This window comes from Kutzneria sp. NPDC051319 (genome assembly GCF_040682195.1).
Taxonomy (GTDB): Bacteria; Actinomycetota; Actinomycetes; order Mycobacteriales; family Pseudonocardiaceae; genus Kutzneria.
This window is the reverse complement of record NZ_JBFBAM010000042.1, coordinates 58,302-81,835: the sequence shown is the minus strand read 5'-3', so window position 1 is coordinate 81,835 and position 23,534 is coordinate 58,302. Positions and strand designations below refer to the sequence as shown.

The following is a 23,534-nucleotide window of genomic DNA, read 5'->3' as shown; positions in this document are numbered from 1 at the left end:
CGAGTTACGGAACTCGACACATGCTTGCCCGAGAGCGGGACTCGCGGTTTTAGAGGAGGCGCCAGAGGTGGTCTTCGGAGCCGTTGTCGGACCACTGGGTGACCTGGGCGGAGTCGGCGGTGGACTGGTCCTGCACGGCCATCACCTTGCCGCTGTGCACGTTGACGATCTTGGACCAGCCGTCACCGGCGTCGACGATGCGCCAGAGGTGGTCGGGCGTCCCGTTGTCCACGTACTGCTGCACGTGGGCGCCGTCGTCGGTGGACTGGTTGTGCACCGCCAGGATCTTGCCGCTGTGCCGGTTGACGATCCGCACGACACCCGAACTGTCGGGCACGATCGCCCACAGGTGGTCGGGGGTGCCGTTGTCCGCGTACTGAGTGACCTCGGCGCTGTTGGCGGTGGACTGGTTCTGCACGGCCAACAGCTTGTTGCTGTGCTTGTTCTGGATCCGTACCCACTGCGTGACGCCGGTCTGCGTGCGGGGCAACAGGGCCAGAAAGCCTCCGACGACGGGCCGCGCCCTGAAGTACAGGAACGAGCCGTTGGCCACCCTGTACCAGTCGGACACCGGCACCCGGTCGCCGGTGGTGTTGGCGAAGTTGAACACGCCGTTGATCAGCGTGTCCCGGACCGGGCGGTCGGCCAGCCAGGCGGCGGTCCACAGCTCCCAGTCCGCCTTGGTGTAGTCGTTGCGCGGATCCAGCAGCACGCCGTACGGGGTGGCGTTGGCCTGGTACCAGGCGGCCTCCTGCGCATGCACGGCCTCGGGCACCAGGTCGAGGCCCAGCAGCTCGTCGGGGTAGCCGTTGTACTTGAGGCTCCACGTGTTGTTCAGGTCGTAGGCCAGCTTCAGGTGCGTGCCGGACGGGTCCTGGGCCAGGTCGAACCACTGGCTGATGTAGGAGCGCGCCACCGAGATGTAGTGGTCGGCCTCGGCGGCGTTGCCGAGGAACCGGGAGATCACGCTCATCGCGCCGACGCCGACGATGCCCTTGAGCGCGAGGTTGGCGCTGTGCGCGATGAAGCCGGTGAAGTCGTCGGTCTGGTTCTGCAGACCGGGATCCAGGGTGTTGCCGACCAGGTAGTCGGCCCACTGCTTGAGGATGGCGTAGTGGGCCTGCGCGAAGGCGTGGGCGTCGGCGGCCGGCAGGCGCTGCACCAGCGCGGCCGACATGATGAGCATGTTGGCCGATTCCTCGACCGGCATGTCCTCCTCGTTGCCGTCGTTGTGGCCGGTGGCGTTGGGGTAGTGCGTGCCGAGGTCGTGCTCGGCGAACTCCTTGGGCCAGCCGCCGTGCTCGGCGTAGTCGAACAACGGCTCCAGCAACAGCCGCAGGTACGACGGCCCGAGGTAGAGGTAGCCGGGAAAGGCCGGGTAGATCACGTCGACGGTGCACATGTTGCCGTTGGAGGAGATCTCCTTCAGCGTGGCCCACGGGGATCCGTTGCGGTCCACCAGTTCCGTGGCGCCCATGGCCTGCCGCACGGCCAGCGTGCACAGCGCCGCGTACTTGGCGCCGCCGGCGGCGGTGGCGTCCTGGTTGAGCTGGGCGTCCAAGGCGACCGCACGGGACAGCGCCGCGCCGCGGTCGGCCACGAACCAGTCCATCATGGACTGCCACGTCGACCAGTAGTGCGTCCACCATGGACGGAGCGCGTCGGTCAGGTAAGCGACGACCGGGGTGCGGACATGGCCCAGCACGGCCGTGAACTCGGCCGTGGTGGAGCCGACGGAGCCGAGGTCGGCGTTGAGGCCGAGCACCGGCCAACGGTTGGAGATCTGGCGCGGCATGTCCGTGTCGACGGTGCCAGGCAACGTGCCGGCCGAGGCAGCGTTGCCGCGCACCACGGTGTCCTGCCCGATCTGCCATGTCAGGCCGTCGGTGTTCACGCCGGCCAGCATCACGGTTCCCCACGACGCCTGGTCGTTGTTCTCCGCCAACGGGGTCGGCGAGGTCGGCGTGAACGACAGCGTGGTGGTCGACGCCGTCTGGTCCTTGCGCCAGTTGACGAGCTGGCCGTTGTCGCCGTGGGCCCACTCGGCGGAGATGTCCAGATACACGCTCACCTGGTGCTGCCGGCCGTCGGCGCTGGCCACGCCGACCGTCACGTAGCTGAGCGGGACACACTGCCGCTGCACGTTCTCCGGGTCGACCGGGGAGAAGAACGTCACCGTCAGGGTGACGCCGCCGCCGGTCAGGGTGTAGATCGACCGGGTTGCCGTGACCTGCAAGGACGTCTGCGTCAGCTGGGGCAGCGCCGGCTGCGTCGGCGCGCCCGCGAACACATAGGACGTGCCGTCCACACGGACGATGCCGCACAGCGCGGTGGTGCGGCCGTTCCAGAAGCTCGACCACGCCCCGGGCAGGTTGTCAGCGGCATGCCACGCCGACAGGTACGGAGACCGCACCGCCAGCGGGGTGGCCGGCGGACGCAACGGCGTGAAGGTGCCGGCCGGAGCTGCCTCCGCAGCGCCCGGCACCGTCATCATCGGCAGCGCCCCCGCCGCCGCGATCACGCCTGCGAGTCTCAGCACCGAGCGTCGTGACATGTCTTCCACTGTGCCCCCTTTGATCAGCCTGTTCCATAGTCCGTTGGTGCGGGCCGTCGCGCCCGGTCAAGCCGCCGGCAGCTGCCAGCGCTGGTTCGCACCGCCGTTGCAGTCCCAGATCTCCAGCTGGGTCCCGTCCGTGGTGGAGAAGCCCGGGTCGTCCAGGCACTTGCCCGACTGGACGCTTCGCAGGCTGCCGTCGGCCGCCTGCGTCCACTGCTGGTTTCCGCCGCCGTTGCAGTCCCACAGCTCGACCAGCGTGCCGTTGGCCGTGCCCAGTCCGGTAACGTCCATGCACTGCCCGGAATTCACGAGCGAGCCGTTGCGGACGGTCCAGGTCTGCGCGGCGGAGCCGTCGCATGTGGCCAGCGCGACCTGCGCGCCGGCCCGGGCGCACTTGCCGGCCATGCCGGACGTGATCGGGCCCTGGCGGGCCGGCGAACCGGCGCCGGGCGTGATCGCCAGGTTGTCGAACTGGTCCGTGGCATAGCCGACGACGCCGATGCCGGCCTGGCCGTTGGTCCAGCGCCCGTCGGTGGCGGTGCCCGCGGTGTGGCCGTCGACCGATCCGGTGATGGTGCTGCCCTGGAAGGTCACGGAGAGCGTGTGCCACGCGTTCGTGCCGAGGGCGGTTGTGGTGCCGGAGGCCAAGGTCGTGAGGGTTCCGCTGGTGTCGCCGGAGACGATGGACCACGCCCCGGTACCGCTCACCCGGAAGTAGTAGGCGTCCTGATGGGACTGCGGGCGGGACTGCGCGTTGGCCCGGCCCATCAGCTCCACCGTGCCGGCCTTGGCCAGCCGGACGTCGGCCGAGACGGTGTAGTTGCCCCAGTCCTGGTCGCCGATCAGGGAGAACGCGTCGGAGTCGTCCTGCCACTCGATCGGCCGGATCGGCGCCATCTGGGTGAGGCACTGGCCGCTGCGGCCCACGCACGGCTGCGCCTCGTACGAGCCCTGCATGTCCGAGAGGTACTTGGCTTCCGTGCCGCTGGCGTACTCGAAGCCGTCGCGGTACGGCAAGGCCAGGCCGTGCTCGGCCGGGCTGACCGCGGTTCCCTTGCCCTGCCCGGTGGTCGTGGAGATGGTGTAGATCGTGTTCGGCTGGAGGGTCAGCGTGTAGCTGGCGCCGTTGACGTCGGCGCTGTGCTGGAAGTCGGGGCCGGTGCCGAGGCTGGTGGTCCAGACGTGCGCGGTGCTCGTGTTGAGGCCCCGCACGGAGAAACTCACCTGCTGGGCGGCGGTCGCAGTGGACGTCTCGATGACGGTGCTGTAGTCGTGGCCGTCGGTCAGGGTGACGTAGCTGCCGCTGGTGCCGAGATAGCCGCTGGCCGAGTCGATGAAGTGCCAGCCCGGTTTGGTGAACTGGGTGACCTGCGCCGTCGCCCAGGTGCTCTTGCCCGTGCTGTACGCGCCCGACCACGGCGACGGCGCGACGGCGAGCCCGACCGTGCTGTACGGCAGGTTGGGGTAGATCGCGGCGAGTAACGGCCAGTTCAGGTAGGCGGTCATCTTGGCGTCGAGGTAGCCGCGGGTGATCGACCTGATCAGGGCCGCGGTGCCGCTGTTGATGTCCTGCGACCCGTTCTCGCTGGCCCACAGCGGCTTGCCGGTGGCCAGGGCGTTGGACGTCGTGCCGCACGAGACAGCGTCGCCGCCGTCGCCGCCGTGGCAGGGGTAGTGCGCGCCGACGATGTCCACCGCCTTGGCGAAGGTGGGGTCCTTGACCATGTCGTCGGCTACTTCCCAGCCGGAGTCCGCGCCGACGACCTTCACGCCGCCGTAGCCCTTCGCGGCCAGGGTGGCGTGCAGGTTCTCGTACCAGCCCTTGTCGTAGCCGCGTTCGTTCCAGCCGCCGAGGAAGCTGATGCCCAGGCCGTGCTGCCTGGCACAGCCCAGCCACGTCATCAGGTAGTCGACCATGTCCTGGGACCAGAAGTTCCCGTTGCCGATCCAGCCCGGGGCGGCCCAGGCCAGCCCGTACAGCTCGATGTTCGGGTTGCGGGACTTGGCCTGCTCGGCCAGCCACCACTCGTAGCCGCCGCCGCAGTTCACGGCGCCTTTTGTGTGCTCGATGCTCGGCTCGGAGCCGTCGGTGGAGTTGGCGTCGCCGCCGATCTCCAGCTTGAGGACCTGGAGGTCCGCGCCGTAGCCCGGCTTGAACAGGTAGTCCAGCACCTGGCTCCGCTGGGGTTCCGGGTAGTCGATCAGCAGCCTCGAGTTGCCCCCGCCGCCGCTGATCGCGCCGATGCCGTCGAAGGTCCGGCCGCCTTGGGAGCCGTCGATGGTGATCGACGTCGCCGCGTCGGCCGTCGCCGGCCCGGCGAGGGCCAACGCGGTCACGACGGCCAACATCGCTGTCCAGTACCTGGCCACGGCTGTCCCCATTCATCCTGGCACCGTGGCGGCGGCGCTTTGACATCGTTGTCAGCGATGACGCACCCACCATGCTGCCCGGTCCCCCCAGGGCCGGACAAGGATCACGCGTTCACAGATGTGCACGGCCCCCCGGTCCACAACGTCCGGTTCAGTATGGACGATCGGGCCCGGCGGTCACCGCAGAATGAGGCGAACCGCATCCGCCGCGGCGGCCACGACATGATCCGGACCATGGCCCCCGGCCGGCCACTCGCGGCCGTGACGCACCCAGGCCGTGCGCAGGCCGGCGGCGCGGCCGCCCACGATGTCGGCCTCGCTGTCGCCGACCATCCACCCGTCACCGAGCGCCGAGCCGGCCCGTGCCGCGGCGATCTCGAACAGGCCGACGTCGGGCTTCCGGATGTTCTCGGCGGCGGAGATCGCCCAGCCGTCCACGTGCTCGGCGATGCCGCTGCTGGTCAGGGTGAGCGTCTGCACGTCCTCATAACCATTAGTCACAACGCCGATGCGCCAGCCAGCGGCCCGCAGCTGCTTCAGGCCGTCGAGCACGCCGTCGTAAGCCGGGACCAGCGTCGGCTGGCGGTCGCGGTACTGCACCCACAGCTCGTCGTAGGAGGCGGCGAGCCCGTAGCGCTCGCGGACCAGGCCGAAGTACTCCTCCTTCGGCACCATCCCGTTGCCGTCGGCCGCCATCAGCCAGTCCGCCTCCGCCGGGTCGAGGCCGTGGTCGGCGGCGAACTCCACGGCCCAGGCGAGCTGGCCGGCGTGGCGGTCGGCGAGAGTACCGTCAAGATCGAAGAGTGCGAGCACGAAGCAGATCTTAGGGTGGGGTATGGACTTCGACGCCGTGGTCATCGGGGCCGGGCACAACGGGCTGGTCGCGGCGAACCTGCTGGGCGACGCCGGCTGGCGGGTGCTGGTCCTGGAGGCGGCGGACGAGCCCGGCGGGTCGGTGCGCAGCGCGGAGGTGACGGCGCCGGGCTTCGTGACCGACCTCTACAGCTCCTCGTATCCGCTGGCCGTCGCCTCGCCCGTGCTCAAGGGCCTCCAGTTGGAGCGGCACGGGCTGAAGTGGCGGCACGCCCCGGATGTGCTGGCCCATGTGCTGCCGGACGGGCGCGGGGTGACGCTGTCGCCAGACATCGAGCGGACGATGGCCTCGGTGGCGCAGTTCGATTCCCGTGACGGCGAGGCCTGGCGCGCGATGCACGACCAGTGGTTGACGGCGCGGGATCCGTTGCTGGAGGCGCTGCTCCGGCCGTTCCCGCCGGTGCGGGCGGCCGGGAAGCTCGTGGCCGCAACGGGATCGGCGGAGGCGCTGCGGCTGGCCCGGATGCTGACGTTGTCGGCACGGGTGCTGGCCGAGGAGCGGTTCGCCGGCGAGGGTGCGCGGTTGTTGTTGAACGGCAACGCGATGCACGCAGATGCCGGGATCGACAACGCCGGCAGCGGGGTGTTCGCCTGGCTGCTGGCCATGGTCGCGCAGGAGCTGGGCTTTCCGACACCGGAGGGCGGGGCCGGCGAGCTGACCCGGGCGTTGGTGGCGCGGCTGAAATCCGTTGGCGGGCAGGTGGAATGCGGCCGGCGGGTGACCGAGATCCTGATCGCCCGAGGGACGGCCGTCGGCGTGCGGGACCACGAGGGCAACGCCATCCGTGCCCTCAAAGCCGTCCTGGCCGACGTGCCGGCGCCGCAGCTGTACACCGACCTTGTTGGACCGCAACACCTTCCGTCACGTCTCGTGCAGGATCTTCAGCGGTTCAGGTGGGATCCGGCCACTGTCAAAGTGAACTGGGCTCTGTCGGCGCCGATTCCCTGGACGGCCAAGGAAGGTGCGACCGCCGGCGTGGTGCATCTGGGTGGCGACATGGACATGATGTCCGGGGCCAGCACCGACATGGCACTGGGGCGCGTACCCCGCAACCCGTTCCTGCTTCTCGGGCAGACCACCACCGCCGACCCGACCCGCTCCCCCGCCGGCACCGAGTCGGCGTGGGCATACACCCATGTGCCGCAGGGACAACGCTGGACCAAGGACCGGGTGACGCGGTTCGCGGACAAGATCCAGCAGGTGGTCGAGAAGCACGCCCCCGGCTTCGCCGACCGGATCATCGCCCGGCACGTGCAGGGCCCCGACGACTTCACCGCCACCGTCAACGGCGGCACCGCGATCATCGCCCAGCAGCTGGTGTTCCGGCCGACGCCGGGCCTCGGCCGCGCCGACACTCCCGTCGACCGGCTCTTCCTCGCCGGCAGCTCGGCCCATCCCGGCGGCGGCGTGCACGGCGCCCCCGGCGGCAATGCCGCCCGGGCCGCGGTGGCCCGGGCGAAATGGGGCGACGCCTACAAGTCGGTCGTCGGCGTCGCCCACCGCCTCGTGTTCTAGCCGTTGGGCGTGGTGATCACGTCGAAGTGCGAGCCCTTGCCGCCGCTGAACGCGTTGACGTCGTCGAGGATCGTGCCGATGGGCGAGTAGTTGTTGGCCTCGCCGCTGGTGCACGGGCCGCTGCCGTTCTGGCCCGGCAGGTTGCCCTCGAGAATGCCGAGCGCGGTGTTGTCGACCTGGCTGAACAGCGGGCCGCCGCTGTCGCCGGGGCGGGCGCAGATGTTGGTGTTGATGCCGACGTCGGTGGAGGTGACCTGGCCGCAGCGGGTGCCGGGCAGGTAGTCGGCGCCGGCACCGCTGTCCACGGCCTGCGGGTAGTTGCGCTTGCTGGAGGCCGAGCCGTCGGCGCAGACCACCCAGCCGGCCTTGATGTCGGAAAGGGGGTGGATGCCGGTGATGGGCTGGCTGCCCGAGTCGGCGTTCTGCCCGTTGCACGCCTGCGAGGAGTCCAGGCCGCCGGGGCGGCAGTACAGCAGGACCGTGTTGTGCGGGGTCTGGTTGTTGAGCCACGCGTCGGCGGTGGTCAGATCGACGTACTGCACGAACTGGTAGTCGTACGGGTACGCGTACTTCTCCACGCCGTGCTGGTTCACGATCGGCGTCGTGTTGTGCTGTGTGGGCGTGAAGTTCGTCTTGTTCTGGGCGCAGTGCCCGGCGGTGAGCACCCAGGGGGTGTTGTTGGGGAAGCCGCCGCCGGTGGACCGCACGTTGAAGGCGACCGTGCAGCCGCCCATGCTGCCGTCGTCCCGGGTGTAGTCCAGCCGCAGGCCGCCGCGCATGGGGCCGTAGCCGCTGCAGAACAGCGGGTGGCAGTAGCCCCAGTCGACCGGGCCGCTCAGTGGCGTCGGGATCGGCAGGTCCTTCACAACCACGCCGGGCTGGCTGACAGCGGCCCGGGCCGCGGCCGGCGTGCGCCGCCACAGGACCACGTTGTTGGCCTGCTGGTCGATCGCCGGCAGGTAGGCGGAGTCAGCGCCCGCGTCGACCTGCGTGGCCAACTGGTTGCGGACCGTGGTCAGCTCGGACAGGGAGTTCGCGACGGTGCGGGTCCGCACGTGCGAGCGGTCCGGGAGCTGGGTCAGGTACGGCTTGATCGCCGCCTGGTCGGTGGCGTCCACGGTGAGCACGCCGCCGTGCTGCTGGTCGATCGCCATGCCGCCGTAGGTGGCGGAAGCCTTGGCGCGCAACGTCGTGTCCAGTCGGGACGCGTCGAGCTGTAGCTCCAGACGGCGTAGCGCCTCGGCCGGACTGACGCCGTAGGCCTGCTCCAGATAGCTCATCGACGCGGCCACGGTGGCCGGATCGAGTGTCGGCGCCTGGCTGACGGCGGCCGCGTTCACAGTGGACGCGGCCACGGCCGGGACGGCCACCGCGACAGCCGCGATGAGCACGACGATTCTGCGCACTTCTCCCCCTTCGTCGCTGAGACGACGGGGGAACTTTACAGAGCCCGCAACAGGGCCAGCGCCTGGGCGGACCTACTGCCCGGCTCGGCGTGGAAGACGACGAGAATCTGCCCGTCGGAACCGGTCACGGCCAGCTTCTCGTGCCGCAGGTCGAGGTCGCCGACCAGCGGGTGGGTCAGGTACGAGACGCCGCTGGTGCGCCGGCGGACGTCGTGCCGGGCCCACAGCCGGCGGAACTCCTCGCTGCGTACGGACAAATCCCCCACCAGCTCGGCCAGCGCGGGATCGTCCACATCGGGACCGACCAGGGCGCGCAGCCCGGCCACCGTGCCGGCGATGATCGCGTCCCAGTCCCTCCGGTACATCCCGCGCACGGCCGGGTTGAGGAAGGCCTCCCGCATCATGTTCTTGCCCTCGCGGTAGCTCGGGCACAGCGCGGTGGCCATGGGGTTGGCCACGAGCACGTCGTGCAGACGGCTCTGCACGTACGCGGGCGTGTCGGGCCAGGACATCACCAGCTGCCGGATGCCCTCGGATGCCTTGTCCGCCTTGCGGGTCGGGCGTTTCCGGACCGCGGGCCGGGCCAGGGCGCGCAGGTGCTCGGTGGCCTCTACGTCCAGTTGCAACGCCCGCGCGATCGCCTCCAGCACCTGTTCGGACGGGTTCTGGTCTCGCCCCTGTTCCAGCCGCACGGCGGGCCCGCAGGTACTCGCCGAGTCGCGTGTCCATGCTTCCAGCGTAAGGGGATCGCGTGCGCCCTGCCTGTCCCCCGTGGTCCCAGGATCCGGGGAGCACTGGCTGGCCTATGTGGACGGTCGCAGACTGATTCCCATGACACGTATCACGACTCCGTTCGGATTCGCCTCCACCGCCGGCGAAGTGGCCGCCGGTGTCGACCTCGCCGGCCGCCGCGCGATCGTCACCGGCGGCGCATCCGGCATCGGCGTCGAGACGGCCCGCACACTGGCCCGCGCCGGGGCCGAGGTCACGCTGGCCGTCCGGGATGTCGAGGCCGGCAAGCGCATCGCCGCCGACATCGGCGGGGAGTTCGAGTGTCCCATGTGGACCTGGCCGACCGGCGGACCATCGCCGACTTCGTGGGCGGCTGGGACGGGCCGCTGCACGTCCTGGTGAACAACGCCGGCGTGATGGCGATGCCGGAGCAGCACACGGCCGAGGGCTGGGAGATGCAGTTCGCCACCAACCACGTGGGCCACTTCGCGCTCACCGTGGGGCTGCACGAGGCACTGGCCCTTGGACGCGGCCGGATCGTGGCCCTGAGTTCCAGCGCCAACAAGCACTCGCCGGTGATCTTCGACGACCTGCACTTCGCGTTCCGCCCGTACGACCCGTGGCTGGCCTACGGTCAGTCCAAGACCGCCAATGTCCTGTTCGCGGTGGAGGCGACCCGGCGTTGGGCGGCCGACGGCATCACCGCCAACGCCGTCATGCCGGGCGCGATCTCCACCAACCTCCAGCGCCATGTCGGCGGCCGGCTGCGCAGCTCGACCGACGACTGGAAGACGGTGCAGCAGGGCGCGGCGACCTCGGTGCTGCTGGCGGTGTCGCCGCTGCTCGACGGCGTCGGCGGACGGTACTTCGAGGACTGCAACGAAGCCGAGACCCTGGATGCGCGCGGCGAGGACCTGCTGCACGGCGTCGCGGCCTACGCGCTGGACCTGGCCAATGCCGTGCGGCTGTGGGAAGTGACCGAGCAGATGCTCAGTGCACACCCCGTGGCCTGAACTGCACGCTGATCCGCGGCCCGACCGGCTTCGCCGTCTTGGGCACGGAGTGCTCCCACGTCCGCTGGCACGTGCCGCCCATGACGATCAGGTCGCCGTGGCCCAGCGTGTGCCGGACGCTCTCCCCGCCGCCTCGGGGGCGCAGCAACAGCGCCCTCGGGGCGCCCAGCGACACGATCGCCACCATGGTCCGATCGGTGTTGCGGCCACTGTTGTCGCCATGCCAGGCCACGCTGTCGTGGCCGTCGCGGTAGTAGCACATGCCGGCCGTGCGGAACGGCTCCCCCAGCTCCGGCCCGTAGTGGTCGGTGAGGGCGTCCCGGGCCCGGTCGAGCACGGGATCCGGCAGCTGGACGTGCTCGCGGTAGAAGCAGACCAGCCGGGGCACGTCCACTATCCGGTCGTACATCTGGCGGCGCTCCGCGTACCAGGGCACGTGTCCCACCAGCCGGTCGAACAGCAGATCCGCGCCGGTGAGCCAGCTCGGCAGCACGTCCACCCACGCGCCCTCGGTCAGTTCGGTGCGGTGGACCCCGCGCAGCGACGCCAGCGTGGGCGACTCGGCCTGGTCGAACAGTGAACCCTGCAACGCCATGCCACCGACACTATCGAACGTCTGTTCGAACCGCCAGCCACCGCGGCCAAGTCGTGCGGGTGAGCGGCCGGCCGGGATGGTCGGCGACGTGCACCAGGAACTGCGCGCGGGCCGACACCAGCGGATCGGGATCGTCGACGCTCGGCCGGAATGCTTCGGTCGGCACGTGGTGGACCAACCCGGCGTAGCGCCAGTCCTTGCAGCGGTACGGCCGCCGGATCGCCGTCAGCACCAGATCCGCGGCCTCGGACCGCAGCTCGTCGGGCACGCCGCCGACAGCGAAGCGGCGGAGCACCTGCTCCTTGATTGACCACGGCGAGTAGGCGTGCGCGTTCCGATCCCGCCATTCCCCTGCACGCAGCGCCTCCCAACGCAGGAAGAGCAGGGCGAACGACGCGAATTCCATGCCCGGCGACCACACGTCCAGAAAGGCCGCGATCAGCCCGGCGAAGCCACGGTCATCGTTGGCATGAGCCCGTTGGCATTCGAGCGCGCGAGCACGGACCTGGTCGTCGGGATCGACCAGGCCGTGCAGCCATGCGTGATCAAGCACGCACGCAGGATGCCAGATCTACCAGGGCAGACCGACGTAGTTTTCGGCAATGCTGGTCAGCGCGGCCCTACTGCCGGCGGTGTAGCGCAGCTCGGCCAGCTGAATCTGACGCTGGAAGGCGTCGGCCGTGGGCAGAATGTGCAGCATCGACGTCATCTTCCACGAGAACGCCTCGGCCTTCCACACCCGTCGCAGCGCGGCGTCCGAATAGGACTCGACCAGACGGGATTCGTTGCGCTTCAGCAGTTCCGTCAGCGCCCGGGCCAGCAGGCGGACGTCCGCGACGGCGAGGTTCATGCCCTTGGCCCCGGTCGGCGGCACGATGTGGGCGGCGTCGCCGGCCAGGAACAGGCGACCGTGCCGCATGGGGGCGGCGACGAAGCTGCGCATGGCGGTGATTCCCTTGTCCAGCACGGGTCCTTCGAGCACCGGACTTTCGCCGTCGACGGCCATGCGGGTGTGCAGCTCGGCCCAGACCCGGTCGTCGGGCCACTCGTCGAGGTCCTCGTCCGGGTCGACCTGGAGGTAGAGCCGGGTGATCTCGGGCGAACGCATGCTGTACAGGGCGAAACCCCGCTCGTGATACGTGTAGGCGAGTTCTTCGCGGGTGGGCGCGGCCTTGGCCAGAATGCCCAGCCACGCGAAGGGATAGGTGTGGTCGTAGGCGTCATGGGGCACGGCTTTCCGGCTGGGGCCGTGGAATCCGTCGCAGCCGGCGATCACGTCGCAGACCAGCTCCTGGACCTGCCCGTCGGCGTCGCGGAAGGTGATGCGCGGGCGGTCGGTGTCGATGTCGTGCACGGCCGTGTCGCTGACGTCGAACAGGATCTGCCCGCCGTCGCGGTTACGGGCGTCGATGAGGTCCTTCACGACCTCCTGCTGCCCGTACACGGTGACGTTGCGGCCGACCAGCTCCTCGAACGCGACGCGGTGGTCGGCGCCGTCGAAGCGCAGCGAGATGCCGCCGTGGACCAGGCCCTCGCGGTCCATCCGGTCGCCGAGGCCGACCTCCCGCAACAGGTCCGTTGTGGTGTTCTCCAGGACGCCGGCCCGCACGCGGTGCCGCACGTAGTCCTCACCGCGCTCCTCGATCACCACGGAGTCGACACCGTCGAGATGCAGCAGGTGGGACAGCAGCAGGCCGGCCGGGCCGGCTCCGATGATCCCGACTTGTGTGCGCACGGTGTCGTCCTTCCTGGTTGCGAGCGTCCAGCATGGGAGCCATGCTCGTTCCGGTCACCGCCGGTTTCCGTTGAACGGAAGGGTTGCCCGTTGCCGCCTCGCACCACCGAGCCCGTCAGTGTCGGGGCGCGCCTGATCGCCGTGCTGGACACCTTCTCTGCGCGCGCATCGGCACTGACGTTGTCCGAGATCAGCCGGCGCACGGGACTGCCGCTGACGTCCACGCACCGGCTGGTCGGCGAGCTGGCCGCCGGTGGGCTGCTGGAGCGTGGGGATGACAGCCGGTACCGGATCGGGTTGCGGCTATGGGAGATCGCGTCGCTCGCGCCGCGCGGAGTCCGCCTGCGGGAGAGCGCGATGCCGTTCCTGGAGGACCTGTACGAGGCGACGCACCAACACGTGCAGCTGGCCGTGTTGGAGGGGCACGAGGTGCTGTACCTGGAGCGGATCTCCGGGCGGGACGCCGTGTCGATCATCTCCCGGGTCGGTGGGCGGCTGGCCCCGCACGCCACCGGCGTCGGGGTCGTGCTGCTGGCCCACGCTCCGGCCGATGTGCAGGAGGCGATCCTGGCTGCCCCGCTGCGCCGGTTCACGCCTCGGACCGTGACCAGGCCATCGGACCTCCGACGAATCCTGGCCGACGTCCGCCGCGACGGCTACGCCATCACCGACGGCACCATCGAGACCGTGGCGCTGTCGGTCGCCGCCCCCGTGCGCGGGCCGGACGACGCCGTGGTCGCGGCGATCTCCGTGGTGGTGCCGACGGAGTCGGCCCAGCCCCGAGAGATAGTTCCGGCGGTCGTCGCGGCCGCCCGGGGCATTTCCCGCGTGTTGGGCGCACCGAGCAGTCAGCGGCTGGCGCGCACTGTACGTCGGGAGACCCACCGAAGAGATCTCCCATTGTGAAACAACACTGTCACAAGCCCTGTGACACGGTTGTTTCACTATGGCGACCATCCTTTTCGCGGTGCCGGCGACTAAACCAGCATGCGAATCCCGGCGACCGTTGTCCTCACGGTGGCGTCGCTGACGCTCGTGGGCTGTGGGCACGTCCGCGCCACCGGCAGCCAGCCGTCCCCCGTGGCCGTCACCGCCCCACCTCCCCTCAGCTCCGTCGCCGTGACCAGCACCTCCGATGCCGCGGCCGGCACCTCGGACACCGTCGCGGCGGCTGCGCCGGGCTCGCCCGAGGCCGACGGGCGGTTCTCCCTCGTCGTCTTCGACCGCACGACCGGGCAGGTCGTGATGAGTGAGAATCCGACCGATCACTTTCCGGCGGAATCGGTCGTGAAACTACTCATCGCGGTCACGGCATTGCAGAACGGCTCCGATGCCGGTCTGGTGGCGACGATGTTGTCGGTCAGCGACGACGACATCGCCAACACATTGTGGGAGCAGTACGGCAATATCGCGATCATCGAGCGGATGGCCAAGGTGATGGACCTGCCCGACATCGTCGTGCCGGACGATCCGGGCTGGTGGGGCAACACCCAGATCACCGCCGACGACGTGGTGGAGATCTACCGGTACATCCTCGACCGGGCGCCCGCGCCACTGCGGGACACCATCATGAAGGCGCTGGCCAGCACCACCAGAACCGCCGCCGACGACTTCTACCAGTACTACGGCATCGTCGACGCCACCGAAGGCCATGACTGGGCGGTCAAGCAGGGCTGGGCGTGCTGCAAGCCCGACCGCGTGCTGCACAGCACCGGCGTCATCGGGGACGACCATCGCTACATCATCGCCGCCCTGAGCGCGCACGATGGGCCGTCCACCACCTGGGACCAGGTCGGCGGCGAGCTCACCGACACGATCCGGCAAGCGGAGGCGAAGCTGCACCGCTGACAAAAATCACCCATGTGAACCGGAATGCATTCAGTCATCCGATGAATTCACTGTGGATGTGGGCCGATCGGCCTAAAAACGCCCGGTCACTGTTGCTTGCAAAGGTTCTCCGCCCTAGGTTTCGCCTCAGTTACGGCGAGGAGGTAGGATGTGTTCCGGGTCTTAGCGATGGTGCCCGTGCTGCTCGCCGGGTTGGCCACGCCGGCGGCGGCCCAGAACGCGCCGGCCCCGACGCCGCCGATGGGGTGGAACGACTGGAACGCCTTCGGCTGCGGCGTCGACCAGCAGCTGGTGGAGCAGACCGCGGACACGCTGGTGTCCAGCGGCATGCGGGACGCCGGTTACACCTACGTGAACATCGACGACTGCTGGGCGCTGCCCGACCGGGACACCAGCGGCAACCTCGTCGCCGACCCCGCGAAGTTCCCGGACGGCATCGGCAAGCTGGCCGACTACGTGCACGCCCGAGGCCTCAAGCTCGGCATCTACGAGGACTCCGGCACCCACACGTGCTCGAAGAGCGGCGGTTTCCCCGGCAGCCTCGGGCATGAACAGCAGGACGCGGACCTGTTCGCCAGTTGGCACGTCGACTACCTCAAGTACGACGACTGCAACGTCCCGGCCGACGGCCAGAACGTCGAGGCGACGATCGCCCGGTACCAGGCGATGCGGGATGCCCTGGCCGGCAAGGGAATCGTGTTCAGCATCTGCGAGAAGACCGACTTCGGCGTGCCGAACTCGGCGTGGCCGACGGTCGGCAACCTGTGGCGCACCACCGGCGACATCCACGACAACTTCGCGCGCATGGTGTCGCTGTTCCACACCAACGTGACGCTGCCCGAGCTGGCCGGCCCGGATCACTGGAACGACCCGGACATGCTGGAGATCGGCAACGGCGGCATGTCCGACGTGGAGTACCGGTCGCACTTCGCGCTGTGGGCGGAGATGGCCGCGCCGCTGATCGTCGGCACCGAGGTGCGCACGATGTCGGCCGCCACCAAGGACATCCTGACCAACCGCGAGATCATCGCCGTTGATCAGGATCGGCTGGGCGCGCAGGGGCGTCCGGTGTCGTCGACCAACGGCTTGTGGGTGCTGACCAAGCCGTTGGCCGACGGCAGCCGTGCCGTCACGCTGTTCAACGAGACCGCCTCGCCGGCGACCATCACCACCACCGCCGACGCCGTCGGGCTGGACCGGGCTTTCGACTACCAGGTGCGGGATCTGTTCGCCCACACCACGTCCGAGTCCGCCGGCAAGATCACGGCGGCGCTGCCGGCGCACGGCTCGGCGATGTACCGGATCTCCCCCAACCGGCAACTGGCCCTGCCGCACGTAGTGGTCGGGCTGTCCGATGTGGACTCATCGAGCGTCACCGCCACCGTCACCAATGACGGCCTCCTGCCGGCGATCTGGAACCAGCTGCACCTCACGCTGCCGCCGGGCTGGTCGGCCCGGCCGTCCCACGACGAGCTGATCCCGGTCGTCCCGTCCGGCGCCGGCCGCTCCGTCAGATACCAGCTCACGCTGCCGGCGGTCGACACCCCGTTGCCGACCGAGCAGTTCACGATCTCCCTGAACGGCAAGCAATCCTTCACCGAAGAGCTGCACCGGCCGACGCCCGTGGCGGCCCCGCTGAAGACCTTCGCCGCCGTGGACCCGACCACCCGGCCCCAGTTCGGCCAGCTCGGCGACCGCCTGGCGATCATCGCCGCCGGCGCCGACGTCTCCGGCACCAACAACCAGTACGGCACGATCTACCGGCCGCAGGGCCTGCCCGCTACCGGCGTCTCCACCGTTCACGTGCTGTCGCAGCAGAACCGCAACGCCGCCACCAAGTCCGGCCTGATCGCGCGCAACGATCTGTCCAAAGCGGACAACTCGGCCGGCTACGTCACGCTGGAAGTGACGCCCGGCAAGGGCATCCAGCTCCAGTGGGACGCCGACGGCAACGGCCAGCTGGAGTCGTCCAAGACGGTGACCGGCGTGACCGCGCCGGTGTGGCTGCGCCTGGTGCGCGACGGCACGGCGTTCACCGGGCAGTACTCGGTGGACGGTTCCACCTGGAGCACCGTCGCGATGATCACCGTGCCGTCCGCGCTCACAACAGAGGACGTCGGCGTGTTCACCACGTCCCACAACAAGTACGTCGACGGCCGGGCCGACTTCGCCTCGTTCACGGCCGGCTGATGCTACTCGCCGTGCAGCTCCGCCACCGCGGTCTCGATCCGGTCCAGCTCCCGTTCCATCGGGCCGCGCCCGACGGACGGCACCCAGAACACCGCGCGCCGGAAGCCGTCCGTCTCGAACCGCTCCAGCGAGGAGGCCTTGGCCTGCGCGTTCATCAGCACGAAGTCGAGCTTGCGGTCGGCCCGGTCCTGCATGTCCTTGGCCCGGCCCACGATGTCGTCGGCCCGACCGCCGTAGTTGGGCATCCAGCCGTCGCCGAAGGACAGCACCCGGTCGGCCACCGTGGGGCCGTTGCCGCCGATCAGGACCGGCGGGTGCGGCCGCTGCGCGGGCTTGGGCCAGGCCCAGATCCGGTCGAACTTCACGAACTCGCCGGCGTAGGAGGCCTCGTCCTGCGTCCAGATCGCCTTCATGGCCCCGATCCGCTCGGCCATCAGCCGCATCCGGGTCCGCGGGTCGGTGCCGTGGTTCTCCATCTCCTCGCGGTTCCAGCCGGCGCCGACCCCGAACTCCAGCCGTCCCCCGGACAGGTGGTCGACGCTGGCGACCTCCTTGGCCGTGGTGATCGGGTCGCGCTGGTTCACCAGACAGATCCCGCTGCCCACCCGCAGCTTCGTCGTCGCCGCGGCCGCCGCGGTCAGCGCGACGAACAGGTCGTAGGTGTGGGCGTACTTGCGGGGAAGCTCGCCGCCCGAAGGGTAAGGAGTGCGGCGATCGGCCGGGATGTGGGTGTGCTCCGGGAAGAACAGCGACTCGAACCCGCGCTCCTCGACCAGCCGCGCGAGCGGCCCGGGGGCGACGGTATCGGGCGTGGCGAAGACGGCAACACCGATGTCCATGCACGCACCGTACGCCGATCGTCACGCGATCACGATGTGGAGAACTCATGAAACGATCAGTCCAGCTGGCGGTCGGCGCGGCCGCGGCGGTGATCTCCGCCGTCGCGCTGACGGCCACCCCGGCGGACGCCTCCGGGTCACACGGCGCGGACGTCTACGTCTCCCCGCACGGAAACGACCGGCTGTCAGGCACTTCGGCGCAACCGGTGCGCACTCTGCCGAGGGCGCAGGAACTTGCGCGTGAGCGGGCGGGGCATGCCAACGGGGACATCACCGTCCACCTCGCGGCCGGGGTGTTCGATCTGTCACAGCCGCTGAAGTTCGACGCGCGGGACTCCGGGGTCAACGGTCACCGCGTGATCTGGCAGGGCAGTCGCGGCACGGAGATCAGCGGCGGCAAGCAGGTCACCGGCTGGCACGCGGTACCGGGCAAACCGGGCCTTTTCTCCGCCCCAGCGCCAAAGGGGCTGGACAACACGCGCCAGCTGTACGTCAACGGCGTGCGCGAACAGCGGGCCCAGGGGCCGCTGCCGGTCACGGTGAAGGCCACCGCCACCGGCTACACCGCCTCCGCGGCGACCATGGCCGGCTGGCGCAATCCGACCGACATCGAGTTCGTGTACACGGCCGGCGAGGCGCTGTGGAACATCCAGCGTGACGGGCTCGGTCAGTGGACCGAACCGCGCTGCCCCATCGGGTCCATGAGCGACACCACCATCACCATGGCCCAGCCCTGCTGGGACAACTCCACCAAACGTGTGCTGTTCCCCGACATTCCGGGTCGCAGCGTCAACATGGTCGGTCCGTACGACCTGACCAACGGCCGGCATCCCACGTACGTGGAGAACGCGTTCGAGGTGCTGGACACGCCCGGCGAGTGGTACCTGGACCGGTCGTCGCACACCGTCTACTACATGCCTCGGCCCGGCGAGAACCTGCGCACCGCCGACGTCGAGGCGCCGGCCCTTGAGCAGCTGATCACCGCCACGGGCCTGCACGACGTGTCCTTCCGCGGCATCCAGTTCGAGTACGCGACCTGGCTGACGCCGTCGTCGCCGGAGGGCTTCTCCGAGATCCAGGCCGGGTACACCAACACCGGCCCCGACGGCTGGGCCGTGCAGGGCCTGTGCCAGTTCGTGCCCAACGGCAAGTGCCCGTACGCCTCGTGGACGCCGGAACCCGGCAACATCACCGTGTCCGGCGGATCAGGGGTGGAGTTCAGCGACTCCGCGTTCACCCATCTCGGCGCGGCCGGGCTGCGGCTGGCCGACAACACCGCGAACACCATGGTGCGCGGCAACGTCTTCACCGACATCTCCGGCAACGGCATCGAGATCGGCGGCGTCGACCAGCCCACCACCGGCAGCACGCATGACGTGCAGGTGCTGGACAACCACCTCTACGGCCTGCCACGGGAGTTCCATGGCGGCGTCGCCATTCTCAACGGCTACAGCCAGCACGACGTCATCTCGCACAACCAGATCGACCACGTCGCCTACTCGGCGATCTCCATGGGCTGGGGCGGCTGGCCGGACAAGATCAAGGTCGCCGCCACACCCAACAACTCGCACGACAACATCGTGTCCGACAACCTGATCCACGACTACATGCTGTCGCTGGACGACGGCGGCGGCATCTACACCCAGGGCATCACCGGCAGTTCGCTGGCCACCGGCGAGAAGGTCACCGGCAACGTGATCTACGGCCAGCTGGGGCTGGGCAAGGGTGTCTACACCGACAACGGCAACACCTATGAGAACATCGTAGGCAACGTCATCTACGGCGTGGCCTACGCCGATGTCGGCACCGCGCACGTCGACTACCGGGACAACCTCGGCAACAACGATCCCACGCTGATCCAGGGCAACTACTGGGAGCAGGGCGACAAGGACGGCAACAACAAGGGCGTCATCACCCAGGACAACCACCTGCTGGCCAACCCTTCGGCCGCACCGAAGTCCATTATGGACAACGCCGGGCTGGAGCCGGCCTACCGCGGGCTGCTTTCCCGGTCCGCCACCGGCAACGGCGTTCCCGCGCAGCCGACCCGCGTCGGCGCCTTCGCCGCCGACGGCAAGGTGTACGTCACCTGGAACCCCAGCTACGCCTTCAACAACGCCGCCCTGGACAGCTACCTCGTCACCGCCGGCTCCAGGACCGTGAGCATTCCCGCGGCCCAGTTCGACAAGCAGGGTTACGCCGTGGTCGACGGGTTGGCCAACGGAACGTCCACTGTGGTCACCGTTCGGGCCCACAACCGCTTCGGCGCCAGCACTCCTTCGCTGCCCGCCGCCGCGGTCACGCCCGGTCCGTTGGCCGGCAAGGTGTCCGACGCCCCCACCGGCGGCAAGGCCGTGCCCTCGGCCGGCGCCGTCAGCCTGCACTGGACTCCCCCGGCCGCCATGGGTGACACGCCGATCGTCGCCTACGTGATCACCGTGTCCGACGGGCGGACGATCACCGTCAACGGGCGGGACGCCCTCGTCACCCAGCCCACCGCCAAGGGCATGCTTCGGGTCGTCGACGGCCTCAAGCCCGCCACCGCCTACACCTTCACCATCGCCGCCGTCACCGCCGACGGTCCCGGCGCCGCTCTCACCGTGACGGCGACGACGCTGTCCTAGAAGTTGCCGCCACGCCGGCGTCATCAGCCGGCGTGGCGGCCCCAAATTCGGTGGCGCCGCCGCTGAGACCCGCGTCACACTGCTGGGCATGCTGGAACAATGGGGGGACCAGGGCTTCGTCATCCTGCCGGAGCTGTTGTCCCATAACGACCTCGCACCCGCCGTCGCCGAACTGGGATTGATGTTCCCCTCCGCCGCCGGCTTCCACGACGGCTCCGATCCCCGACGCTCGCGCTTCCTCGACGACGAGTTCGACGGCATCGACAACTTCCCCTTCACCAGCACCGAAGTCAGCCTGCTGGCCGTGCACTCCAAGATCGTCGACCTGGCTTCGTCCCTGCTCGGCGCCGACGACATCCGCATCTACGGCGCCGAGGCGTGGGCCAAGTACACCGGTGCCACCTCCTACGACCAGGACCTGCACCGGGACTACCTCAACCACACCGTTCTCGTGCCCAGCACCGAGTTCCGGCAGGTCGAGATGTTCGTCTACCTCGTCGACGTGCCCGAGGAACTCGGCCCTCCGCACCTGCTGGCCCGAGAGTGGACCTCGCACCTGCCCGCCGTGCCCAACTGGTTCCCACGCTCCGGCGCCGGCTCCGACTTCGTCGCCCCTGCCTCCCCAGACCTCTACACCCACGAGGTCTCCGGCGCCGGTCCCGCCGGCACCGTCGTCGCCTTCGAGACCGGCACCTTCCACCGCGGCACCGAGCTCCGCCGGCCCGGCGGCGCCCGCTACTCCATGCACCTCAACTTCCGCCGCGCCACCGACGACTGGGCCATCCAGAAGGGCTGGGCCGCGCAGAGCCACCTGCCCGCCTGGTACTCCTTCGTCGACCGCGCCTCCGCCCGCCAGCTCGGCCTCTTCGGCTTCCCCCCGCCCGGCCACCCGTACTGGACCCCCGACACCCTCGCCGGCATGGCCCTGCGCTACCCCGGGCTCGACCTGTCCCCGTGGAAGAGCGCCAGCAAGGCCGACTGAGTGGGGCTGACCGTGAGCACGGCATTCGTGGCAACGGGATAGATCTCCGCCCGCTGCCACTGCACCTTGGTGACGCTGGAGGCAACCCCGACACGGGCATCGCGGGCCCGTTGCTCGGCACCGAGTTGGCGGGCGTCGAACAGGTGGACGCTGTTGACGCACAGCGGCCGGGCGGTGCCTCTGGAGCTGCCCGCCGGTGCCGGCGGGCCGGCCAGGACCAGGTAGTAGTCCAGGGTTTCAGCCTTGGCGATGTCGAGCAGGCCCTCCCGCTTGAGGTACCACTTGACGTTGACGGTCTTGCCGCTCAGCGCGCCGGTCGTGAAACGACCGTCGATGGCCGCCGTCGCGGCGGACAGCTCCAGTCGGATGTCGAAGATCCTCGCCGCAATCCACTCGCCGAGGTGACCGGAGACATGCGGGCGTCCGATGATCGCCGCGATCCGATGATCAATGGCGTTGCGCTCACGGACCAGCGCGGCGATCTCCTCGATGTCCTCGGCCATCGAGGTTCTCAAACGTTCCTGATGTCGGCCTTGAGGGTGTGGGGCTCGCGGTCCACGTCTCCGGGCTGGAGGCCGAAGCTGATGATGCGGCGGGGGTGGACGCGGATGGTGGGGCCGGCGAGCTGGCCGGCGCCGTCGGCGAGGGCCTCGGCGGTGCCGCGGATCTCGAGGCAGCGGACGCGCCACGGGGAGGTGGAGACGATGTCGTCGATGACGAAGGCGACGCGGCCGTTGGCGGCGACGTTGCGGAACTTGCGGCTGGCGGCCATGTTGTGGCCGCCGATGTCGATGGTGCCGGTTTCGGCGTTGTAGCGGAAGCCGACGGGGCTGACCTGGAGGGTGCCGTCGGGCTGGGACGTGGCCAGCCGGCCGAGGGGCTGGGTGGCGAGGTAGTCGAGCTCGGCCTGGGTGAAGGACACGGTGGCGGACCTTTCCTGTGGTGGAGGCTGCGACATCAGTCTGCAACCTCCACCATCCTGGAGATCAAGCCTGGGTCACGACCGCGGCCGGCGTGGGGAACACGTCGCCGAGGATGGCCTCGCCCTTGGTCAGCCACGCGAAGCCGAAGGCCATCACGGCGATCGATTCCAGCCACAGCTCGGGGTGGATCGCGGCGGTCTGCGCCTGGAGGAACTGGTGCACGGCGGCGATGGCCAGCAGGCAGCCGATGATCACCACGCCACAGGTCAGGTACAGCCGGTTGCGCTGCAACTTGCGCTCGGTGGGTCCCATCTCGTTGGTCCGGCGGAACAGGAAGATGGCGAAGAACGCGATGGTCAGGAAGAAGATGGACGCGAACACCAGGTGCAGCACGCCGATGACGTGAGCGGTGCTCGACGGGTTCTCGGGCGCCGTGGGGAACAGTCCGACGCCGATGGCGGCGACGCCGGCGAGGTTGCCGGCGACGTCGTCGATGACGTCGTATCCACGGTAGGAGAACAGGAACGCGCCCACCGCGAACATGCTGCCGACAAAAACGCCGCGCATGTCGGTGTAGAAGTAGGCGCTGATCGAGTCCTGCAGTCCGCCGCCCTCGACGAGCAGCTTGCCGATGATCAGCACCGCCGGCAGGCCGATGCCGATCAGGCCGATGGCTCGCCGCAGGTACAGGTACGAGTGGACGAGAGTGTCCGATGGGGATCGTGTTGTTGTCGGGGTCATGGCCGCCTCCGCGCGAAGTCGCTGTCTGCTTGATCGGCTCGTCGCGCCAGGGACCTTAGTCCTGACCTCGGGTTTTCACGTGATCGGCGGACACTTCGCGTTGTCGGACCCCCGAGCCGGTGCGAGGATGGCGGCCTGTTGCCTACCCGAGGAGCGAGCCATGGGCTCACAGCTCAACCCCTACATCAGCTTCGACGGCGACGCCCGCCAGGCCATGGAGTTCTACCAGGCGGTGTTCGGCGGCGAGCTGACCCTCAACACCTTCGGGCAGTTCGGCCAGGGCGGAGAGATCGGCGACAAGATCATGCACGGCCAGCTGACCACCGCCAGCGGCTACACGATCATGGCCGCGGACACCCCGCCCGGCATGGAGTACAAGCCCGGCAGCAACATCACGGTGAGCCTGTCCGGCGACGACGAGGCGGAGCTGCGCGGCTACTGGGAGAAGCTGTCCGACGGCGGGACGGTGAGCACTCCGTTGGAGAAGCAGATGTGGGGTGACGTGTTCGGCTCCTGTCAGGACAAGTTCGGCATCTACTGGTTGGTCAACATCGCGGGCTGACTCCCCCCTTGCCAATAGTCCGGTGATC

Annotated in this window: 19 protein-coding genes and 1 pseudogene; 8 read left to right on the top strand and 12 right to left on the bottom strand. The window is 69.3% G+C overall.

The genetic code is table 11. The features are described from left to right. Window positions 1-49 precede the first annotated feature (49 nt). From AB0M73_RS32105 to AB0M73_RS32095, 3 genes are all read right to left on the bottom strand, one after another. Complete coding sequence (locus tag AB0M73_RS32105; RefSeq protein ID WP_363898486.1) at window positions 50-2,554, bottom strand: DUF5127 domain-containing protein; 2,505 nt, start codon at window positions 2,552-2,554, stop codon at window positions 50-52. A 66-nt stretch (window positions 2,555-2,620) separates the two neighbouring features. After that, on the bottom strand, window positions 2,621-4,939 hold the full coding sequence (locus tag AB0M73_RS32100; RefSeq protein ID WP_363898483.1) for a ricin-type beta-trefoil lectin domain protein: 2,319 nt from the start codon (window positions 4,937-4,939) through the stop codon (window positions 2,621-2,623). A gap of 165 nt (window positions 4,940-5,104) precedes the next feature. Beyond that, window positions 5,105-5,740 (bottom strand): HAD family hydrolase, encoded by a 636-nt coding sequence (locus tag AB0M73_RS32095; RefSeq protein WP_363898480.1) that lies wholly within the window; start codon window positions 5,738-5,740, stop codon window positions 5,105-5,107. Between the two features lie 22 nt (window positions 5,741-5,762). On the opposite strand from AB0M73_RS32095, the gene AB0M73_RS32090 reads away from it, so the two are divergent. Next, the gene (locus tag AB0M73_RS32090) at window positions 5,763-7,316 is read left to right on the top strand and encodes an NAD(P)/FAD-dependent oxidoreductase (RefSeq protein ID WP_363898477.1); all 1,554 of its coding nucleotides are present in this window, start codon (window positions 5,763-5,765) and stop codon (window positions 7,314-7,316) included. Here AB0M73_RS32090 and AB0M73_RS32085 read toward each other — a convergent pair. Then, complete coding sequence (locus AB0M73_RS32085) at window positions 7,313-8,722, bottom strand: S1 family peptidase (RefSeq protein WP_363898474.1); 1,410 nt, start codon at window positions 8,720-8,722, stop codon at window positions 7,313-7,315. The two genes, AB0M73_RS32090 and AB0M73_RS32085, sit on opposite strands and share 4 nt — an antisense overlap. Window positions 8,723-8,757: 35 nt before the next feature. Continuing rightward, complete coding sequence (locus AB0M73_RS32080; RefSeq protein ID WP_363898472.1) at window positions 8,758-9,414, bottom strand: helix-turn-helix transcriptional regulator; 657 nt, start codon at window positions 9,412-9,414, stop codon at window positions 8,758-8,760. A gap of 139 nt (window positions 9,415-9,553) precedes the next feature. Here AB0M73_RS32080 and AB0M73_RS32075 point away from each other — a divergent pair. Continuing rightward, window positions 9,554-10,467, top strand: a pseudogene (locus AB0M73_RS32075) (SDR family NAD(P)-dependent oxidoreductase). On the opposite strand, the gene AB0M73_RS32070 reads toward AB0M73_RS32075, so the two are convergent. The 3 genes from AB0M73_RS32070 to AB0M73_RS32060 are packed head-to-tail and all read right to left on the bottom strand — an operon-like array spanning window position 10,445 to window position 12,797. Beyond that, complete coding sequence (locus AB0M73_RS32070; RefSeq protein ID WP_363898469.1) at window positions 10,445-11,062, bottom strand: alpha-ketoglutarate-dependent dioxygenase AlkB; 618 nt, start codon at window positions 11,060-11,062, stop codon at window positions 10,445-10,447. The pseudogene AB0M73_RS32075 and the gene AB0M73_RS32070 overlap by 23 nt on opposite strands. Window positions 11,063-11,072: 10 nt before the next feature. Next, entirely contained in the window at window positions 11,073-11,615 is a 543-nt protein-coding gene (locus tag AB0M73_RS32065; protein WP_363898466.1) for a hypothetical protein, read from the bottom strand. Between the two features lie 18 nt (window positions 11,616-11,633). Beyond that, window positions 11,634-12,797 (bottom strand): 4-hydroxybenzoate 3-monooxygenase, encoded by a 1,164-nt coding sequence (locus AB0M73_RS32060; RefSeq protein WP_363898463.1) that lies wholly within the window; start codon window positions 12,795-12,797, stop codon window positions 11,634-11,636. Between the two features lie 90 nt (window positions 12,798-12,887). Here AB0M73_RS32060 and AB0M73_RS32055 point away from each other — a divergent pair, with 90 nt between their 5' ends. The 3 genes from AB0M73_RS32055 to AB0M73_RS32045 all read left to right on the top strand — a co-directional run bounded on the left by AB0M73_RS32055 (window position 12,888) and on the right by AB0M73_RS32045 (window position 16,835). Further along, complete coding sequence (locus tag AB0M73_RS32055; protein WP_363898460.1) at window positions 12,888-13,703, top strand: IclR family transcriptional regulator; 816 nt, start codon at window positions 12,888-12,890, stop codon at window positions 13,701-13,703. 81 nt (window positions 13,704-13,784) lie between these two features. Then, a complete protein-coding gene (locus AB0M73_RS32050; RefSeq protein ID WP_363898457.1) occupies window positions 13,785-14,645 on the top strand; it encodes a serine hydrolase in 861 nt (286 codons plus the stop codon). Window positions 14,646-14,795: 150 nt separating this feature from the next. Continuing rightward, window positions 14,796-16,835 (top strand): alpha-galactosidase, encoded by a 2,040-nt coding sequence (locus tag AB0M73_RS32045; RefSeq protein ID WP_363898454.1) that lies wholly within the window; start codon window positions 14,796-14,798, stop codon window positions 16,833-16,835. A 2-nt stretch (window positions 16,836-16,837) separates the two neighbouring features. On the opposite strand, the gene AB0M73_RS32040 is transcribed toward AB0M73_RS32045, so the two are convergent. After that, window positions 16,838-17,674, bottom strand: coding sequence for an LLM class F420-dependent oxidoreductase (locus AB0M73_RS32040; protein ID WP_363898451.1), 837 nt, complete (start codon window positions 17,672-17,674; stop codon window positions 16,838-16,840). 47 nt (window positions 17,675-17,721) lie between these two features. Between AB0M73_RS32040 and AB0M73_RS32035 the strand changes: the two genes are divergently transcribed. Next, window positions 17,722-20,298, top strand: a complete 2,577-nt coding sequence (locus AB0M73_RS32035) for a fibronectin type III domain-containing protein (protein WP_363898448.1) — start codon at window positions 17,722-17,724, stop codon at window positions 20,296-20,298. 88 nt (window positions 20,299-20,386) lie between these two features. Continuing rightward, window positions 20,387-21,280: a hypothetical protein gene (locus tag AB0M73_RS32030; protein WP_363898445.1), complete on the top strand. Its 894-nt coding sequence runs from the start codon at window positions 20,387-20,389 to the stop codon at window positions 21,278-21,280. Here AB0M73_RS32030 and AB0M73_RS32025 read toward each other — a convergent pair. From AB0M73_RS32025 to AB0M73_RS32015, 3 genes are all read right to left on the bottom strand, one after another. After that, the gene (locus AB0M73_RS32025) at window positions 21,229-21,783 is read right to left on the bottom strand and encodes a hypothetical protein (RefSeq protein WP_363898442.1); all 555 of its coding nucleotides are present in this window, start codon (window positions 21,781-21,783) and stop codon (window positions 21,229-21,231) included. The genes AB0M73_RS32030 and AB0M73_RS32025 overlap by 52 nt on opposite strands. A gap of 8 nt (window positions 21,784-21,791) precedes the next feature. Next, the gene (locus AB0M73_RS32020) at window positions 21,792-22,202 is read right to left on the bottom strand and encodes a PPOX class F420-dependent oxidoreductase (RefSeq protein ID WP_043727263.1); all 411 of its coding nucleotides are present in this window, start codon (window positions 22,200-22,202) and stop codon (window positions 21,792-21,794) included. A 64-nt stretch (window positions 22,203-22,266) separates the two neighbouring features. Continuing rightward, on the bottom strand, window positions 22,267-22,944 hold the full coding sequence (locus AB0M73_RS32015; RefSeq protein WP_363898439.1) for a DUF998 domain-containing protein: 678 nt from the start codon (window positions 22,942-22,944) through the stop codon (window positions 22,267-22,269). Window positions 22,945-23,104: 160 nt separating this feature from the next. On the opposite strand from AB0M73_RS32015, the gene AB0M73_RS32010 reads away from it, so the two are divergent. Beyond that, window positions 23,105-23,506: a VOC family protein gene (locus tag AB0M73_RS32010; RefSeq protein WP_363898436.1), complete on the top strand. Its 402-nt coding sequence runs from the start codon at window positions 23,105-23,107 to the stop codon at window positions 23,504-23,506. The last annotated feature ends 28 nt before the right edge of the window (window positions 23,507-23,534 follow it).

Bases quoted from the DNA above. Each gene is read 5' to 3' on its own strand.
- AB0M73_RS32025 (WP_363898442.1), bottom strand. From the start codon at position 21,783: ATGGCCGAGGACATCGAGGAGATCGCCGCGCTGGTCCGTGAGCGCAAC.
- AB0M73_RS32100 (WP_363898483.1), bottom strand. From the start codon at position 4,939: ATGGGGACAGCCGTGGCCAGGTACTGGACAGCGATGTTGGCCGTCGTG.
- AB0M73_RS32090 (WP_363898477.1), top strand. From the start codon at position 5,763: ATGGACTTCGACGCCGTGGTCATCGGGGCCGGGCACAACGGGCTGGTC.
- AB0M73_RS32030 (WP_363898445.1), top strand. From the start codon at position 20,387: ATGCTGGAACAATGGGGGGACCAGGGCTTCGTCATCCTGCCGGAGCTG.
- AB0M73_RS32070 (WP_363898469.1), bottom strand. From the start codon at position 11,062: ATGGCGTTGCAGGGTTCACTGTTCGACCAGGCCGAGTCGCCCACGCTG.
- AB0M73_RS32015 (WP_363898439.1), bottom strand. From the start codon at position 22,944: ATGACCCCGACAACAACACGATCCCCATCGGACACTCTCGTCCACTCG.
- AB0M73_RS32040 (WP_363898451.1), bottom strand. From the start codon at position 17,674: ATGGACATCGGTGTTGCCGTCTTCGCCACGCCCGATACCGTCGCCCCC.
- AB0M73_RS32035 (WP_363898448.1), top strand. From the start codon at position 17,722: ATGAAACGATCAGTCCAGCTGGCGGTCGGCGCGGCCGCGGCGGTGATC.
- AB0M73_RS32105 (WP_363898486.1), bottom strand. From the start codon at position 2,554: ATGTCACGACGCTCGGTGCTGAGACTCGCAGGCGTGATCGCGGCGGCG.
- AB0M73_RS32010 (WP_363898436.1), top strand. From the start codon at position 23,105: ATGGGCTCACAGCTCAACCCCTACATCAGCTTCGACGGCGACGCCCGC.
- AB0M73_RS32050 (WP_363898457.1), top strand. From the start codon at position 13,785: ATGCGAATCCCGGCGACCGTTGTCCTCACGGTGGCGTCGCTGACGCTC.